The following is a 15794-nucleotide window of genomic DNA, read 5'->3' as shown; positions in this document are numbered from 1 at the left end:
GAAGCCGCAGACAGTACAGATAGTACGGCAAGGCGAGGCAACGCCGTACTGGTTTAAAGTTAAGCCACTATATATGTTGGTTTTAAATTTTACAAGCAGGCCGTCTGAAAATTTTATTCTAAGGTTTCAGACGACCTTTTTGAGGGCAGTGAAACCTCTTTTGGCATTCCACTATACCGCCCTACTCGTCCGCCGGCTTCTGCCCTTTGCGCTCCGCTTTTCTGGCTTCGCGAATGGCTTTGAGTTCGGCTTCTTTTTGGCGGGCTTTTTTGAGCCATGTTTCCCATTGGTTCGGCGTTTCAAGGGTGATTCTGCCGATTTTGCCTTCGCGGAAGTCGGTGAGGATATTTTCGGCGGCTTTTTGGTAGTTGATCCGTCCGCCGCTGAGGACTGCGCCGCGTTTTTTGGCTATCCACTCGAGCCATGAGTTGTCGTCCCAGTGGCTGCTGGGGTCTTTGTCGGCTTGGTAGCGTTCTTGCAGCATGGGGAGGTAGTGGCGGCGGAGGTAGTCTAAAAGCTCGAGGGCGACTTCTTCTTCGTCCAGCGCGTTGCGTCCGACTGCGCCGCCGGCGGCAAGGTTGTAGCCGCCTTCTTCGATGATGATTTTCGGCCACAGCATTCCGGGAGTATCGTAGAGCCAAAAGTCGTCGGCGAGGAAGAGGCGTTGTTCGGCTTTGGTGATGCCGGGTTCGTTGCCGGTTTTAGCGGATTTTTTGCCTATCATGCCGTTGATGAGGGTGGATTTGCCGACGTTGGGGATGCCGCAGATGAGGACGCGCAGGGGTTTGTCTATGCCTTGGCGGTGGGGAATCATGGCGCGGCAGGCTTGAGTGATTTTGCCATGTGCGCCGGTTTCGGAGGAATCAAGGGCGATGGCACGGGTGTCGGGGCAGCTGTTGTAGTGTTCGAGCCAGATTTTGGTGCGTTCGGGGTCGGCAAGGTCTTGTTTGTTGAGGATTTTGAGTTTGGGCTTGCCTTTGGAAAGCTGGGCTAGCAGGGGGTTTTCGCTGGAGGCGGGCATTCGTGCGTCCAGCATTTCAATCACCATGTCGACGCTTTTGGCGCGCTCGGCGATGGCTTTTTTTGCTTTGTTCATGTGGCCGGGAAACCATTGGATTGCCATGTTTTGTTCTTTCTGTCTGATTTGCGGTGGGGTCGTCTGAAAAGTGGTTCGGCGGTGTTTTCAGACGATCTGAGGTTTGTCCGTTTTCTGTACAAAGGTCGTCTGAAAGCCTTCGCGGTTTTTCAGACGACCTTTTGGTTTGGGGCGCTCAAGGTTTAGAGGTTGCCGTGTTCGTAGCGGTAGTAGCCGGCTTCGTCCATACATTGTTCAAGGGATTTGGATTCGCGTCCGTGTTTGGCGTCGTGTTGCGCTTGTGATTTGCAAACGTTGATTTGGCGGGAAACGTCAGATTCGCTTGCGCCGGTGCGGTGCCAGCGGTAGGCGGGGACTTCGGCGGCGCAGGCGGCGAGTGTGCAGGCGAGTGCGAGGGTGATGATGGGTTTCATGGTTTTCTCCTTTTATATCGAAAAGGTCGTCTGAAAAGGGGAATCAGCGTCCGGACAGGTTTTGCGCCTGTCTGTGGCGGACCAGCAGTTCGTAATGTCCTTGCAGGCGTTGGGCGAGTTTTTCGACGACATAGACGGAACGGTGCTGCCCGCCGGTACAGCCGATGGCGATGGTAACGTAGCTGCGGCTTTCTTTTTGCAGGCGCGGGAGCCAGTGGTTCATAAAGTGGTCGATGTCGTCCACCATTTCCTGCGCCAGGGGCTGCTGGTCGAGATACGCTTGAATGGGGGCATCCATGCCGGTGTAGGGGCGCAGCTCGGGATCGTAATAGGGATTGGGCAGGCTGCGCATATCGAACATGAAATCGGCGTTGTTCGGCACGCCGTATTTGAAGCCGAAAGACTCGAGGATAACCAAAAGCCCTCTGCGCTCAATGTTGAGCCATTGTTGAACGGCGTAACGCAATTGCTGCGCGTTCATTTTGGATGTATCGATGCAGTAGGCGATGTCTTTGAGCGGGAACAGCCATTCGCGCTCTTTTTGCAGGCTTTCCAGCAGGGTAAGGTTCAGTCCAGACAGCGGATGGCCGCGCCGCGTTTCGGAAAAACGGCGCACCAGCACGCTTTCTTCTGCCTCCACAAACAATACTTCGACCTGATGGCCTTCATCGCGCAGGTATTGGATTTGCTCCTGCGCTTCCTGAATGTTGATGCCGGAGCGGACATCGACGCTCACGCCGAGTTTGGTTTCATCGGCACGCTCGATATGGTGCAGCACCAGCGAAGGCAGCATTTCCAGCGGCAGGTTGTCCACACAGAAATAGCCGAGGTCTTCAAGCTGTTTGAGGGCAACGGACTTGCCCGAGCCGGACAATCCGCTAATCAGGACGATTTTCATGGTTTTGTTCGTTTTCTTTGAGTTGTGTTTGATGGCGTTCGAGGAATTCTTTGGTACTGTCTTTGCCACGCAACTGGAGGATGTAGTTGCGCACTGCCGCTTCAACCAATACGGCAAGGTTGCGGCCCACGGCGACAGGCAGGGTGACGGAACGGACGTTAACGTTGAGGATGGACTCGGTTTCCGTGCGTATGCTCAAGCGGTCGAGCTGCTTCATGTAATCGTCGTCGGCAGCGACCAGGTTGATAATCAACTGGAGGATTTTTTTCGGACGGATGGAGGTTTCGCCGAAAATGTGGCGGATGTTGAGTATGCCCAAACCGCGCACTTCAAGGAAATCACGCAACATCGGCGGACAGCGGCCTTCGAGCGTTTCAGGGCCGGTACGGAAAAGCTCGACCGCATCATCGGCAATCAGGCTGTGTCCGCGCGAAATCAATTCCAACGCCAACTCGCTTTTACCCAAACCGGAATGACCGGTAATCAACACGCCGACTTCAAATACATCGAGGAATACGCCGTGTTTGACGATGGAAGTCGCCAGCGTGCGTTGCAGATAAATCCGCAACACGTCCATCAAATACGGGCTTTCGAGCTTGGAAGTCAGCAGCGGGATGTCGTTTTTATGGCAGTAATCGCGCAATTTGGGCGAAACCGCCAGACCGTTGGCAACGATGACCAGCGACATGGGGATATCGAAGAGTTCGCCGAAATCGTAATTCAATTCGCCCGATTCGAGGCGCTTGAGATATTCGGCTTCGGCAACACCGACGACTTGGATTTGATTGGGATGGATAAAATTCAAATGGCCGACCAACGCCAAAACGGGTTTGTCGGCCTCTACTCCGATGCGGTTGTCCGCACCCGAATTGCCTGCCGCCCAAGCAAGTTGGAGCTTGTGTTGATTATCGGAAAACAGGCGGCGGACGGATATACTGGGCATTCTTTACTCTTCTGCCAGAAGTTTGCGCACCTCCTCGGCAGAGGTTGCGGACATCAAGGCTTCACGGACGGCTTTTTGCGAGAACCTGCCCGCCAGTTTGGACAAGACTTCCAAATGTTCGCCGGTCGCATTTTCCGGCACCAACAAAGTGAAAATCAGGGATACGGGTTTGCCGTCGGGCGCATCGAAAGCAACCGGCTCTTTCGTGCGGATAAACGCGCCGGTGGCTTTTTTCACGCAGGCATGACGGCCATGCGGGATGGCGACGCCCTGCCCCAAGCCGGTCGAACCCAGCTTTTCGCGGGCAAACAGGCAGTCGAAGACATCGCCGTGAGGTAATTCTGCTTCATGTTCAAGCAGCAGGCCCGCTTCTTCAAACAAGCGTTTTTTGCTGCCGACTTCCAAGTCTAAAACGATATGGGACAAAGGCAAAATTTCGCCGATAAGGCTCATAGAAATCTCTTTTGATGTGGCAAAATGAAATGGAATTGTACCGACTGTCTGTACAAACCTCAATCCTGAACACGCAATTTATACTCAGATTGCTAACAAGAAACGCTGCTTCTTTGATATTTCTTAACTCACACACAAGGTCGTCTGAAAACGGCGGCAAGTGTTTTACAGCAGGTTTGGCTACCAGACAAAACTCCGCCGCTATTATCAATCCGTCCTTCCCGAAAAGCAAAACGTCGTCTGAAACCCTTTTCAGACGACGTGTTAACCATCCTGTTGCCTTATAACCGTGTGGCAGCCAAAGCCCACAAATAATGCCCCGCCAAACCCAAGAACCACAGCAGGCCGATATAGTTGTTATCCAAAAACACTTTAAAACAAGTCTGACGGTCGCGCGTTTTGATGGCATGGTATTGACCGATTTGCAGCCACACCACCGCAGGCAACATGATCCAATACGGCCATGTCGCGCCGATTTTCACGCCCAACACCGCCATCAGCGCGGTAAACCAAAAATGGCAGAGCATGGAAGCGGAAATATCGTGATCGCCGAACGTGATGGCCGAAGTTTTAATCCCGATTTTCAAATCGTCTTCCTTGTCCGACATCGCATAAATCGTGTCGTAGGCAAGCGTCCATAGAGCATTGGCGGTAAACATCAGCCACGCCGTAGAAGGCACGCCGCTGCGGACGGCGGCAAACGCCATCGGAATCCCGAAAGAAAACGCCAGCCCCAAATAAAACTGCGGCAGCGGGAAAAACCGTTTGGTAAAGGGGTAAGTCATCGCCAGAAACAGCGCGGGAACGCTCATCACCCAAGTCAACAGGTTCAGCGGCGTCATGCAGAGGGCGGCAAGCAGGCAGAGGATGACGGTCAGCAGAATCGCTTCCGTTTTAGAAACCAACCCGCGGGCAAAGGGGCGGTTTTTCGTGCGCTCGACCGAGCCGTCAAAATTGCGGTCAGCAAAGTCGTTGATCACGCAGCCTGCGCTGCGCATAAAGAACGTACCGGCGGTAAACGCCCAAAAAATATCCGCTTCCGGAATGCCTTCCGAAGCGACCCATAACGCCCAATAGGTCGGCCAAAGCAGCAGCAACGTGCCGATAGGCTTGTCGATGCGCATCAATTTACCGTATATGACCATCCGTCCGACGGCATAGCGCGGGAAAAAATGTAGGAGAACACGTCTTATCTTCATGCGAATGTGAAAAATATGTTATTGGTATAATAAATCAATTTGTAATTATTGCTTAGCGTATTATGTTCATTATAAATCAATTTTTAGATTTTACTATTTTATTTAGACCCTTATCCCCAACTTTTACAGAAAGATACAAAAACGGCATATCCGAGCCCTACACAAACTGCGCCAACCCCGCCAAAAAATATTCCGTCAGTTCCAACACCTCGCCATCCCAATCAAAATAAGACCTGCGGGCAGCGACAGGTCGTCTGAAATCATCCTGACCGCCAACGTTTTCCATCAGGCAAAACTCGAATGCCGAACGCTTCAAGGGCAGCGTACCGTCAAACAGCCGCTCGCCCAAAGGCTGCGTGCCGCAATCCAACACGCCGCGCCAGGCTTGCGATTGCGGGCTGCACGCGCTGCGCGCCTGTACGACGGGAACGCCGTCCAGATGCAGCAAAACGTCGCGGACGAATTGCGGGGCGGCGGTTTCGGCATGGTTTTCGCCAAACGAATTGCCCTGCCCGTCCAGTTCGCCCATATACAGCACTTTTACCGTAAAACTGCCGCCCAAGGCGCGTAAAGCGGCTGTCAGCGATTGTGCTTGACACAAAACGGCGGCGCGTTTGCCCCAGCCCTGCGGCAGTTCGTCGGGAAGTTTGTCTTGCCAATTCAAGGGGGGATTCATGGGGTTTAGATTGATGTGTTTCATGGCAAAATGAATAAATTTTCAGACGACCTCTAAATTTTAAAAGGTCGTCTGAAAACTTATTTAATAATCGGGGTGGCGAGAACAGCCAGAGTAAAGAATTTTACAATCATTTGAATACTGACTACACCCGTCAAAAGCTTTTTGTTCTGCTTTCTCTAGATAATCATCACTTTTTGCACTAGCGCTTTTACTGCCCACAGCAATCGCACTGCAAGCATTGCGAACTTCCGTCATCTTACGACAACCCTTTCCATCTCTATGCAATGGATTTTGACCGCCTCCTGCTTTAATGCAGTTTGCCAATGCCTCTTTATTGGCGGAACGATAGCCTTCAGTATTATTTTCTGCATAGCCAACGGCATCATTGGCAGGATTATAATAAATGACACCCCAGCGGTTCGGAATCTTGACGACTCGGTTTGTTTGCCCTATAGGTCGGTTATTGCCACTACAACCAGGTAGGTCAGGATGGTAAACGCAAGGATTACTCATCTCATTAGCTAGAATCAGTTGACTTAAGGTTACCATTATGAACGTTAAAAATAACTTTTTCATTATTAATCCTTTATTTTATTCCAGTGCTACCGTCATCTTTTTTTACTTCTATCCTTATTCACTCTAGGCGACCCATCCGAATTGGTCGGGCTGTTTCCACCTTGCAGAATGTTATAAGTATTGAACCCCAACGACGACCCGATCAGATTCCCCACCAGCAACGGCGCGGTGATCATCAGCGTACCCATCATCAGCCCCAAACCGCCCTGCATGATCGTAATCTGCACAATACCCAGTCACGATGGAATATTGCTTGTTTACTGCATAAAATTTTCAGACGACCTCAAATCTTAAAAAGACCGTCTGAAAAATCAAATCAATTAATAACGGTACTGAGGATGGCGCGAACAGCCTGAATAAAATATTTTGCAGCCATTTGAATATTTTCCGCAGCCTTCAAGAGCTTTCTGCTCCGCCTTCTCTAGATAAACATCATTTTTTGCAGCATAACTTTCATTACTAACTGCTATAGCACCACATTGATTACGATATTCGGTTACTGAACGACACCCTTGCCCATCTCTATGAGATGGATTTTTACCACCTCCCGATCTAATGCACATTTCTAGTGCCTCACGTCGAGCAGATTTATAACCTTCAGTATTGTTTTCTGCATAGCCCACCGCATCGTTGGCAGGATTATAATAAATGACACCCCAACGATTGGGAATATTAATTACCCGTCGTGACGCAGAAGAACCATTTGCCCCGCACCCTGCCAAATCAGGACGTTGAATACAGGGATTCATCACCGGATCATTGATGGCATTCAGCCCTTCGGCAGAGATAAATCCACTTAATACCATAGAAAATACTAAAAATATTCTTTTTACCATTTCATCCTCCATTTCTTACTACCAAAGACATTGTGTTACTCCCTTTATCCTTAATCCCAAGGCACATTAACAACGAACCCAAAAAACTTCAGTCCCTTGGAAATACTGCTTGGACGAATCATACAGCAAGCACAAGCTGAACCCCAGTTCCGTCAGTATCTCCAGCGACAGCGCAGTTTCGTTTAGCAGCAATGCTCCGCCACTTTTAATCGTTTTCAGACGACCTTTCGTCCGTCTCCACCTTATCCAACTCCATCCACTCCGCATCGGGAAAATCTGTTTTCAGACGACCCTTTAGATATGCCAAGCTGTCTTGGGCGATGTGTTTGTCGCGGCTGTCGTGGATGTGGTTGAAAATCAGGCTGTGCAAGCTGATGCCGTATTGTTTGAGCGCGGCGAAACTGAGCAGGGTGTGGTTGATGCTGCCGAGCCGTCCGCTGGTAACGAGAATGACGGGATAAGCCTGTTGCTGAACATAATCAATGGTTAACAGGTTTTCCGTCAGCGGAACCATCAATCCGCCCGCGCCTTCGACCAATACGATTTCGTATTGTGCCGCCAGCTGCTGCGTAGCGGCGCGGATTTTGTTCAAGTCCAAAGCCCTGCCGTCCAGACGGGCGGCGAGGTGGGGCGAAGCGGGATAGCTGAAGATTTCGGGCATGGTCAGCCGCTGTTTGTCGGCTTCCTGCATGGGTATGCCCATAATTTTGCGGTGGACGGCGATGTCGTCGGCGATGTTTTGGCAACCGGTTTGCACGGGCTTTTGCGTGATCACGCTTTTGCCCTGCTGCAACAATTGTTTTGCCAACACGCCGGTGGCGACAGTTTTGCCGATGTCCGTGTCTATGCCGCTGACGAAGTAAACGCCTTTCATTTGCTGTGTTCCTTCAAGATTTGTACGGTTTTGTCGGCAAGTTCGGTCAAGAGGTCGTCTGAAATGATGTAAGGCGGCATGAGGTACACCAGCCTGCCGAATGGGCGCACCCAAATGCCCTGCGCCACGCAGTCCGCTTGAAAACGCGCCATATCCACGCCTTTTTCCAGCTCGATCACGCCGATGGCACCCAAAACGCGCACGTCTTTCACGCCGCGGATGTCCCATGCGGTTTTCAGACGACCTTTCAGGATGCTTTCGATGCGGCAGATATTTGCCTGCCAATCTTGGGACAAAAGCAGCTTGACCGAAGCGCAGGCAACGGCACACGCCAGCGGATTTGCCATAAACGTCGGACCGTGCATAAACACACCCGCTTCGCCTCGCGAAATCGTTTCGGTGACTTTTTGCGAAGTGATTGCCGCCGCCAGCGTCATATAGCCGCCGCTCAAGCCCTTGCCGATACACATAATATCCGGCACGACCTGCGCGTATTCGCAGGCAAACATCTTGCCCGTGCGCCCGAATCCAGTGGCAATTTCGTCAAAAATCAACACGATATCAAATTCGTCGCACAAATCGCGCAACCCGCGAAGATACTGCGGATGATAAAAATACATGCCGCCCGCACCCTGCACGACCGGTTCCAAAATAAAGGCGGCAATATCCGCATGATGCGCTTCAAACAAGGCGCGGACAGGCTGCAAATCCGTTCCGTCCCATTCATCGTCGAAACGGTTTTTCGGATTATCGACAAAATAACGCTGCGGCAGAGCGCTGCCGAAAATATGGTGCATCCCCGTTTCCGGATCGCAGACGGACATCGCGTTCCAAGTATCGCCGTGATACCCGCACCGCACCGTCGCAATATTCTGCTTCGCCGTCAAACCCCGCGCCTGCTGGTATTGCACCGCCATCTTCAGCGCAACTTCTACCGAAACCGAACCTGAATCCGCATAAAAAATACGGTCCAGCCCCTGCGGCAAAATTCCGACCAATAATTTGCCCAGCTCCACCGCCGGCTCGTGCGTCAAACCGCCGAACATCACATGCGACATTTGCTTAATCTGCGCCTCAACTGCCTGATTCAAAACGGGGTGATTGTAGCCGTGTATCGCACACCACCAAGACGACATCCCGTCAATCAGCCGCGTACCGTCCGCCAATTCGATATGCACACCCTCCGCACGGCGCACCGGATAAACAGGCAACGGATCGGTCATGGACGTATAGGGATGGAGCAGATGGGCGCGGTCGAAATCGAGCAGGGAGGAAGTGTGTTCGGGCAACATATTTTCTGAGAAGGGTTTATATCAAATTCCGCTATTTTAACCCACTCTGATTAGATGAAAACCTGAAAAGTCTTTATTGAATAAGGAAAAGGTCGTCTGAAAACCTGTTTTCGGTGATGTGGTTCATATCCGACATAGTATGCAGAAAAATATCAGGCAGCCTTTTGTATGGCTGGAAGAAAATGGGCTGAACCGAGCGATTTGAGTAGGAAAATGCCGGATTAGCCGTGCTGGACTACGGTTGCTCATCCAGTATTTGTCGCAAAGCGGCAAACAGGTTGGTGCCGTTGGCAAATTGATAGAAATCGGGGCGGCCGGCTAGGAAACGGCGCAGTTCGCCGTATTGCTGCAGACGGAACAATACCAGCGCATAGAGTTCATTTTCCATGCCACCTTGTAACGGGCGACTTTGCATGAAGCGGCAGAAACCCTCTAAGTCAGGCACTTGCTGTGTAAAGCTGGCAATGTCGGCTTCTATTTGCCCGGCAGTCTGCCGCACCCAATCCAGCATTTGCTCAAGCGTAAAGTGGGCGAAGTCGGGTTCTTGTATGCGCCACTCGTCTTGTATCCCTGTCAAACCCAGTGATGGTTCTCCATTGAGTCGGCTGCTGAAGCTTTTCATCATCTCTTCTTCGCCGAAAAGTTTGAAAAACAACGAATCCAGACAATCCGGTTTGGCTTCTATGCGGATGGATACACGCTCATTGATGGGTTGACCGTTAAACACAGCCACCAAATAAGCCTGGACAACGCTGAAAATGTAGCCGTCTTTAACCCAATAAATAAAACCACCGGAGACCGTCTGAAAGCCGCGCGTTTTGAGTTCGGCTTTAAGTAATTGTTCCAGCCATTGACGTTTCACGCTATCGCGGAATTTTTCGCGCTTGTGTTCGGCTTGCACTTTGTCCCAAGCTTTGAGTAGAAGGGCGGGGAGGCGGTGAATATCTAGCATGATGATGCAGGTAAAATTTCAGGTAGCCCAAGGCTACCTGAAACCTTACAACTCAATCCCTTTCAACTTCGCCACGGTATTGATGTCTTTATCGCCGCGGCCGGACAGGTTGACCAGAATCACTTGGTCTTTGCCCATTTTCGGCGCGTTGGCGACTGCCCATGCGAGGGCGTGGCTGGATTCGAGCGCGGGGATGATGCCTTCGAAGCGGCACAACAAATCAAAGGCTTCGAGTGCTTCGTCGTCTTTGGCGACGGTGTATTCGACGCGCTTGATGTCGTTCAGGTGGCTGTGTTCCGGGCCGATGCCGGGGTAATCCAAGCCTGCGGAAACGGAGTGCGTACCCAAGACTTGGCCGTTTTCGTCCTGCATCAGGTAGCTGCGGAAGCCGTGCAGTACGCCGATAGGGGCTTTGCTGGTAATCGGTGCGGCGTGGTCGGGGGTATCCACGCCCAAGCCGCCGGCTTCCACGCCAACGAGGCGCACGTTTTCTTCGCCGATATACGGGTGGAACAGGCCGATGGCGTTCGAGCCGCCGCCGACGCAGGCAACGGCGACATCGGGCTGTCTGCCGATGGCTTCCTGCATCTGCGCTTTGGCTTCGTTGCCGATGACGCATTGGAAATCGCGCACCATTTCGGGATACGGCGCGGGGCCGGCGGCGGTGCCGATGATGTAGAACGTGTCGTCCACGCGGGCAACCCATTCGCGCATGGCTTCGTTCATCGCGTCTTTCAGCGTGCGGCTGCCGCTGTCGACGCTGACCACGTTTGCGCCCAATAATTTCATGCGGAACACGTTGGGCATTTGACGCTGGATGTCGTCCGCGCCCATGTACACGTCGCAAGTCATGCCGAAGCGGGCGGCGACGGTGGCGGAGGCCACACCGTGCTGACCCGCGCCGGTTTCGGCGATGACGCGTTTTTTACCCATGCGGCGGGCAAGCAATGCCTGACCGATGGTGTTGTTTACCTTGTGCGCGCCGGTGTGGTTCAAGTCTTCGCGTTTCAACCAGATTTGCGCGCCGCCCAAATGCTCGGACAATCGCGCGGCATGGTAAACGGGGCTGGGGCGGCCGACGTAGTGTTTCAAATCGTGGTGGAACTCTTCCCAAAACGACGGGTCGTTTTTCGCTGCTTTATAGGCATCCGCCAGCTCTTGCAAGGCGGGAATCAGTGTTTCGGAGACATAAAGTCCGCCGTGTTCGCCGAAAAAGCCCTTCTCGTCGGGCGCGTGGTAGTTTTTCATCGGATTTCTTCCTTGTCTGTTTTTTCAGACGGCCTCGGTCTGCTAAAGGCCGTCTGAAAGGGGAAATTGTCAGCAATTATAACTGTTTTTCACACAAACCCGCCATTTCGAAAAACGCCCGATACGCCGCCGCCTTTTTCGCCAAACTCAAAGGATAGGCGCGCGAAGTGGACGGCAGGCGGGTCAGGGTCAAATCCCGTCCGGCAAACGGAAACGGCACGGTTTCGCCCGTTTTCGGCATTTTGATGCCGCCGCCCTGAATATCGAGCAGGACTTCCGTCGCCTTACCGCCGGTGGTGCAGATATGGCGGCAGTCGGGCATCTGCGCCAACACCGCCGCCAAATCGACGGTTTCGACCACTTGCAAAAACTTGTCCGACGCATTGCCGTGTTCCCGCACCGCCTTCAACACAGTCGGACAGGACGCAATCCCCCGTTCGCGCAAAAACGCCTTAATTTTCTCCGCATCAAACGCTTTTTCAGCCGGCATCTGGAAATGCGCCGCATCATTAAAAAACACCAGCCCGTAGACGCGCCACATATCGTTTTGAAAATTCGGATAATGAAACTGCATCGCGCGTTTGTCTTCCTTGGGCGGAAACGTCCCCATCATCATTACCGTCGCCTGCGGCGGTAATAATGCGGGAAAAGGGTGGGTTTCGATTTCAAGCGGGGCGGACATCATGATTTCCTTGATAAAAAATATTGAACACAAAGCAGCCGGTTGCCGCCTTTTCAGACGACCTGCCGATTAATACTGATAGACAAGTTTTCTCCCCCAACAAGTTTCCGGCTGTTTCACATTATTCTCTTCCAACAATTCATTTTCCGCTTTCGGGCGGGCCGATACCGTCCAAATATCGGGCTGGCCAAGCTTCCAAGTCAGCAGGGAAACATTGTTGAATACACAGCCCAAAATATCGGTTTGTTTGGGTTCAATCTCTATTTCCACAATATTCTTTTTATCGTCCAGCGTTATCAAGCCTGTAAAAGGCATATTTTCAGAAGCCAACCATGCCAGCCAAACTTTGCCGGATTCAATGTATCTCACTTCATGCAAACCGAGCTTCACATTTTCGCCCAATTGCGGCACCGGCAGCGCGAAAGACTCATCCAGCTTACACCCCATCAGCCGGTAATCGTCAGGCGAAGGCGTTCGCTTATCCTTCGTACCGACATACTTCCACCCAAAATCTTCAGCGTCCACACGGCACAACCAACCTTCCGACCAAACCGGTTTCCGATCGGCTACTTCCGTCGGCTTCAGAAAGACGCCTTCGCCCATATTTTGGTCATAAAACTTCCGTTCCACCGCCTTAATCATCACGCCTTTCCATTCGACGGGCTTGGGGAAGACTGCATACTCGTAAGATTCAATATCCTTTTTCCACCGAAAATGCAACTTCGTTCCGGCGGGCAATGGAAAACCATCTACCACCGTATCTTCCCGAAGCACATACCCTTCCGGTTTTTGCTGCCCCATCCACACGCTCCACGCCTGCACGCCCAAACAGCACAGCAAAAACACGTTGAACCTGACAGCCATTGCTTTAAACAACGGTCTTTCAGCCTTCAACATCATCTCGACAAGCATCAAGCCCAGTATGGCGACCACCGTCAGCCAAATAAAGTTATAAAACGGCAGCATTGATTCTTTCTTTGTTCGTTATATTGAAATTTCTCTCGTTATCAAAACCATATTGCTTCAACTTACCTATTATAAATAAAAGGTCGTCTGAAACCCAATTTCAATAAAGTAAAAATACCCGAACAAAAATTTCAGACGCCCCCTGCCTTGTCCTGAAACAAGTTTACAAGCCGACAGACAACGTTATCGCAAACGGAACAGCCGCTTTAGCGATATGTTAGAATAAAACCACGAAACATAGAAAAGAAAGGTCTCAATGCAAAAAATTCCTATTGAATACTACAACCTCAATTTATTCGAACAACTGGACAGGCCTGTCATTGCTTTCGTAAAAAAAAGGCCGTTCAGGAAAGTGGAGAACCTTCATGTCTTTGCTTCAACAGAGGCATATGAAAAAGAAAGGAGAAAGTTTGAAATCACCGGCTACAAAGCGCAAACCATCCCTTTAGGCATGTCTCTTGATGCGGTTATCTGGCAACCCTATTATGTAAACCTTGTTATATCTGGACTTGATACATCGGACATTATCTTTTCCAAAGACGATTTGCAGCCCCTGAAAGACCTTATCGACAGCTTTTGCATTATGTTTGCAGCAACAAATGCCGAAATAGAAAATGCGAAAGCCTACGAGTTGATGAAAAACAAAACCGTTTATTTTCTCGGACAACTCCTTACCAAAGAGTTTAAGGTGGGAGACAGAATCGGTTTCGAAGGCATTCAAAGAGAATCAGACGGTAAACATTATGTATCCGTCAAATGTTTCCTGACTAGGGAAAGTGCTGAAAAATTCAATATGAACAACCGCCCCGTAACGCCCGCCAATTTGGGATACCTCAAATATTTCTGGTGCAAACCGGTCATTATCGAACCACACCGAGACTACTGGATTGAGTTTCTATAACACTGACAGAGCATCCATCGTTTGATAAGGAACTTATCCTCTCTTGAATCTTTCAGACGACCTTCTGCCCATACCGCATCAGCGTCATGCCGCCGACTGCCGCCGCGCAGCCCGCAACCAGCGAAATGTGCAGCGGTTCGCCCAAAACCCACGCCGAAGACAGCATACCGAAAATCGGTACGAGCGTAATATACGCCGCCGCGCTGCCTGCGCCCAAAGTCTTCACGCCTTCGAAATACCACGCGTAGGCCAATACCGTCGCACCGATGACCAGCCACGCCAATGCCGTCCAACCGCGTGCATCCATCGCCGCCATTGCCTCAAACGGCAATCCGTCCGTCCACAACGCCACCACCGACAACATCAGCGCGCCGATGAACGACGTTGCTGCCGTTACCGTCAACGCGTCTATCCCGCGCAAAACCGCACGCCCGATTAAAGTATAAGCCGCCCAGCAAACCACGCAGCCGAAAATCAGCCATTCCCCCGCCTTGATGCCGCCCGACAATACCGCCAACGGCTGTCCTTGCGTGACCGCCACAATGGCACCGCTGACCGCCAGCAGCATACCCGCCAAAATCTTCGCGTTTAAACGCTCGCCGAAAAGCCAAGCTGCCAGCAGAAGCGTCAGCACGGGATTCACCGCCACAACCACCGCCGCCTTACCCGCCGGCATCGCCTGCAAACCCAACATAAAAAACACCGCATAGCCGCACACCCCGACGGAAGCGGCTGCTGTCAAGCCCAGCCATTGCCGTGCCGACAAAGCCGCAAAAGTCGCGAACCTGCTGCGCGCAAACAACCAACCCAACAGCAAAATCGAAGCCAGCACAAACCGAACCGCCCCGCCCGTCAGCGGCGGCAGCGACTGACCCAGCATCCGCCCCATCGGCCAAGACGCACCCCACAATACTGCCATCCCCAGCAGTTTCAAATGTACAGAATAACGTTCCATCTCATTCCTTTTATCGACAAAGGCCGTCTGAAAATGTTTCAGACGGCCTTTATCCACTTAGGATTTTACAATACGACCATTAGGGTAAATACTGCGGTAAGCAATATAAGGGGACAGCAGTAAAACTGCGCTGACAGGTAGGAATAGTAAAAGTATGATCATGATAATCCACTGGCCTAACATGCTGCCTAATACGCCCCACATAAAAGAATAGAGAGCCACACCTACAACATAAACTAATATTGCAGGAATATTACACATAGCCGCTTTAACATTAGCTTTAATAGCCTCCCATGGCTTCAGACCATCTAAAACAATCAAAGCGGGGGTTAATAAAAATATAGACAAAAGGACAATAACAATCAATACAACACCTATCATCATTGCCCAATGACCTGCAAAATATAGCGGAATGATAAGCAAACTAACAGCTATACTGAACAGCACCTGAAGTAACAATAAAATGAAAAAACTCATTTTTTTATCTAAAAAAACAATAAAAAAATCTTTCACATCAAATGCTTTTCCATTATTGATATTGTTAGCAACATACATAGCTCCGCCTACTAAGCATGAACCCACCCAGCTGAATACAATACCTTTTAAACTAGAAAGCGCATTAATTCCTAGTAAGTCAATAATAGAAACCACAAAGCCTACGACCATATAAGCCAATAATACGCCTATCCATTTCCACGGATGAAGTTTGAAAATACCGAAAGCGTCGGTAATCCACTTGATGCCTGCAGAAGCAGGAAGGCGTTTGGGTTCGTGATATCGAACTTCCTGTGAAGTGGGTATTTGGTTTTCCATAAAATTCCTATTATAAAA

19 protein-coding genes are annotated in these 15794 nt (G+C 51.0%); 2 read left to right on the top strand and 17 right to left on the bottom strand.

Annotation, left to right across the window (positions count from 1 at the left end; all coding sequences use genetic code 11):
• Positions 1-181: 181 nt before the first annotated feature.
• The gene (ylqF, locus tag HMPREF1051_RS11855) at positions 182-1123 is read right to left on the bottom strand and encodes a ribosome biogenesis GTPase YlqF (protein WP_003768968.1); all 942 of its coding nucleotides are present in this window, start codon (positions 1121-1123) and stop codon (positions 182-184) included.
• A 3-nt stretch (positions 1124-1126) separates the two neighbouring features.
• Here ylqF and HMPREF1051_RS14940 point away from each other — a divergent pair, with 3 nt between their 5' ends.
• Positions 1127-1282, top strand: coding sequence for a hypothetical protein (locus HMPREF1051_RS14940; protein WP_003769094.1), 156 nt, complete (start codon positions 1127-1129; stop codon positions 1280-1282).
• Here HMPREF1051_RS14940 and HMPREF1051_RS11850 read toward each other — a convergent pair.
• The 14 genes from HMPREF1051_RS11850 to HMPREF1051_RS11790 form a co-directional block, all read right to left on the bottom strand.
• On the bottom strand, positions 1279-1509 hold the full coding sequence (locus HMPREF1051_RS11850) for a hypothetical protein (protein ID WP_003769061.1): 231 nt from the start codon (positions 1507-1509) through the stop codon (positions 1279-1281). The genes HMPREF1051_RS14940 and HMPREF1051_RS11850 overlap by 4 nt on opposite strands.
• A 43-nt stretch (positions 1510-1552) precedes the next feature.
• Positions 1553-2407 carry an RNase adapter RapZ gene (gene rapZ, locus HMPREF1051_RS11845; protein WP_003756091.1) on the bottom strand — a complete coding sequence of 285 codons (855 nt, stop codon included), beginning with the start codon at positions 2405-2407 and terminating at the stop codon, positions 1553-1555.
• Positions 2388-3350, bottom strand: a complete 963-nt coding sequence (hprK, locus tag HMPREF1051_RS11840) for an HPr(Ser) kinase/phosphatase (RefSeq protein WP_003756089.1) — start codon at positions 3348-3350, stop codon at positions 2388-2390. The genes rapZ and hprK overlap by 20 nt, the downstream gene beginning before the upstream one ends.
• A 3-nt stretch (positions 3351-3353) precedes the next feature.
• The gene (gene ptsN, locus HMPREF1051_RS11835; RefSeq protein ID WP_003743926.1) at positions 3354-3803 is read right to left on the bottom strand and encodes a PTS IIA-like nitrogen regulatory protein PtsN; all 450 of its coding nucleotides are present in this window, start codon (positions 3801-3803) and stop codon (positions 3354-3356) included.
• Between the two features lie 281 nt (positions 3804-4084).
• Positions 4085-5002, bottom strand: coding sequence for a 4-hydroxybenzoate octaprenyltransferase (gene ubiA, locus HMPREF1051_RS11830; protein ID WP_036493206.1), 918 nt, complete (start codon positions 5000-5002; stop codon positions 4085-4087).
• Between the two features lie 157 nt (positions 5003-5159).
• Positions 5160-5702, bottom strand: coding sequence for a chorismate--pyruvate lyase family protein (locus HMPREF1051_RS11825; protein ID WP_036493203.1), 543 nt, complete (start codon positions 5700-5702; stop codon positions 5160-5162).
• A 60-nt stretch (positions 5703-5762) separates the two neighbouring features.
• Positions 5763-6257, bottom strand: coding sequence for a DUF4189 domain-containing protein (locus tag HMPREF1051_RS11820; RefSeq protein ID WP_003769079.1), 495 nt, complete (start codon positions 6255-6257; stop codon positions 5763-5765).
• 320 nt (positions 6258-6577) lie between these two features.
• Positions 6578-7105 (bottom strand): DUF4189 domain-containing protein, encoded by a 528-nt coding sequence (locus tag HMPREF1051_RS13835; protein ID WP_231286321.1) that lies wholly within the window; start codon positions 7103-7105, stop codon positions 6578-6580.
• 193 nt (positions 7106-7298) lie between these two features.
• Complete coding sequence (bioD, locus tag HMPREF1051_RS11815) at positions 7299-7967, bottom strand: dethiobiotin synthase (protein WP_003769100.1); 669 nt, start codon at positions 7965-7967, stop codon at positions 7299-7301.
• On the bottom strand, positions 7964-9259 hold the full coding sequence (gene bioA / locus HMPREF1051_RS11810; RefSeq protein WP_003768984.1) for an adenosylmethionine--8-amino-7-oxononanoate transaminase: 1296 nt from the start codon (positions 9257-9259) through the stop codon (positions 7964-7966). The genes bioD and bioA overlap by 4 nt, the downstream gene beginning before the upstream one ends.
• 235 nt (positions 9260-9494) lie before the next feature.
• The gene (locus HMPREF1051_RS11805) at positions 9495-10211 is read right to left on the bottom strand and encodes a hypothetical protein (protein ID WP_003769068.1); all 717 of its coding nucleotides are present in this window, start codon (positions 10209-10211) and stop codon (positions 9495-9497) included.
• Between the two features lie 45 nt (positions 10212-10256).
• Positions 10257-11459, bottom strand: coding sequence for a tryptophan synthase subunit beta (gene trpB / locus HMPREF1051_RS11800; RefSeq protein ID WP_003769019.1), 1203 nt, complete (start codon positions 11457-11459; stop codon positions 10257-10259).
• Positions 11460-11535: 76 nt separating this feature from the next.
• Positions 11536-12141: a DNA glycosylase gene (locus tag HMPREF1051_RS11795; protein WP_003768961.1), complete on the bottom strand. Its 606-nt coding sequence runs from the start codon at positions 12139-12141 to the stop codon at positions 11536-11538.
• A gap of 69 nt (positions 12142-12210) precedes the next feature.
• The gene (locus HMPREF1051_RS11790) at positions 12211-13107 is read right to left on the bottom strand and encodes a hypothetical protein (protein WP_003769057.1); all 897 of its coding nucleotides are present in this window, start codon (positions 13105-13107) and stop codon (positions 12211-12213) included.
• Between the two features lie 256 nt (positions 13108-13363).
• Between HMPREF1051_RS11790 and HMPREF1051_RS11785 the strand changes: the two genes are divergently transcribed.
• The gene (locus HMPREF1051_RS11785; RefSeq protein WP_003768981.1) at positions 13364-14008 is read left to right on the top strand and encodes a hypothetical protein; all 645 of its coding nucleotides are present in this window, start codon (positions 13364-13366) and stop codon (positions 14006-14008) included.
• 52 nt (positions 14009-14060) lie between these two features.
• Here the strand turns inward: HMPREF1051_RS11785 and HMPREF1051_RS11780 are convergent, their stop codons facing one another.
• Together HMPREF1051_RS11780 and HMPREF1051_RS11775 are read right to left on the bottom strand one after the other, a co-directional pair.
• On the bottom strand, positions 14061-14963 hold the full coding sequence (locus tag HMPREF1051_RS11780) for a DMT family transporter (protein WP_036493199.1): 903 nt from the start codon (positions 14961-14963) through the stop codon (positions 14061-14063).
• Between the two features lie 57 nt (positions 14964-15020).
• Positions 15021-15776: a hypothetical protein gene (locus tag HMPREF1051_RS11775; RefSeq protein ID WP_003769081.1), complete on the bottom strand. Its 756-nt coding sequence runs from the start codon at positions 15774-15776 to the stop codon at positions 15021-15023.
• Positions 15777-15794: the final 18 nt, after the last annotated feature.

Source organism: Neisseria sicca VK64 (genome assembly GCF_000260655.1).
GTDB lineage: Bacteria > Pseudomonadota > Gammaproteobacteria > Burkholderiales > Neisseriaceae > Neisseria > Neisseria sicca_B.
Note: the sequence above shows the minus strand (reverse complement) of the source record. Positions and strands in the feature narration are given on the sequence as shown.